At 58.6% G+C, this 1,228-nt stretch carries 1 protein-coding gene; it reads left to right on the plus strand.

Annotated elements, in window-relative coordinates; translation table 11 throughout:
• The first annotated feature begins 60 nt into the window (after window positions 1-60).
• Window positions 61-1,221 carry an IS30 family transposase gene (locus BMG07_RS40645; RefSeq protein ID WP_198089206.1) on the plus strand — a complete coding sequence of 387 codons (1,161 nt, stop codon included), beginning with the start codon at window positions 61-63 and terminating at the stop codon, window positions 1,219-1,221.
• Window positions 1,222-1,228: the final 7 nt, after the last annotated feature.

The following is a 1,228-nucleotide window of genomic DNA, read 5'->3' on the forward strand; positions in this document are numbered from 1 at the left end:
GCGGATTCAACCGGTCGATGCAACACACTAACCACCGCATAGGCGGAAGGAGTGTTGCAGATGAAGCGGCGACCAAGAATCTACTATTCAGATAGCCAGAAGGCATTGATGTGGGAGCGTTGGAAGCAAGGCTGGACGTTGCATGAGATCGGCAAACTCTTTGATCGGCCTCACACGTCGATCCATCGAATACTTGCGGAAACGGGCGGATTCCGGCCGCCTCAGCGATCGCGCGCATCGGCTGCATTGACGTTGGCCGAGCGCGAGGAAATCTCGCGGGCGATGGTGGCAGGCGAGTCGATTCGATCCACTGCAGCGCGACTGGGGCGAGCACCATCGACGATCAGTCGAGAGATCAAGCGCAATGGCGGTAGCGATGGCTACCGTGCCAGCCTGGCCGATGAAGCGACTTGGGATCGAGCGCAACGTCCCAAGCGTTGCAAGCTGAGTGAGAACCGCACATTGGCTCGCATCGTGGCGGGCAAGCTGCGCATGCTATGGTCGCCGGAACAGATCGCAGGTTGGCTCCGGCATACTTATCCGTGCGACGAGAGCCACCACGTGTCACACGAGACCATCTACCGCAGTCTGTTCATTCAAGCGCGTGGCGCCTTGAAGAAAGAGTTGTTGGAGCACCTGCGGCGCACCCGTGGAATGCGCCGGTCACGCCACTACACGCAGAAGACGGCAATTCACGGAAAGATCGTCGATGCTGTTTCGATCAGCGAGCGGCCCGCCTGCGTTGAAGACCGAGCAGTGCCTGGTCACTGGGAGGGCGACCTGGTCTTTGGCAGTGGCAACAGCCAGATCGCGACATTGGTTGAACGTCAAACGCGATACGTGATGTTGGTGAAGCTGGATGGCAAAGACTCGCAGACGGTCGTCAACGCACTCATCAAGAACGCCCGCAAACTGCCGCAGGAGCTCTACAAGTCATTGACTTGGGATCGAGGCACGGAGATGCACGCGCACAAGAAATTCACGATGGCCACCGACATCCGAGTCTACTTCTGCGATCCGCAAAGCCCATGGCAACGCGGAAGCAACGAGAACACCAATGGCTTGCTCAGGCAGTACATGCCCAAGGGCGTGAGCCTCGCAGGCTTCTCACAGCTTCAGCTCAACGCGATCGCGAGACAATTGAACGAGAGGCCGCGCAAGACGCTCGGCTTCCAGACACCCGCTGAGATGTTCAGCGAATGTGTTGCATCGACCGGTTGAATCCGCC

The sequence above is a fragment of the Variovorax sp. E3 genome, from assembly GCF_016082275.1.
Classification (GTDB): domain Bacteria; phylum Pseudomonadota; class Gammaproteobacteria; order Burkholderiales; family Burkholderiaceae_C; genus Variovorax.

Excerpts from the sequence above, each read along its gene's own strand:
- BMG07_RS40645 (WP_198089206.1), top strand. The coding sequence starts at position 61 with ATGAAGCGGCGACCAAGAATCTACTATTCAGATAGCCAGAAGGCATTG.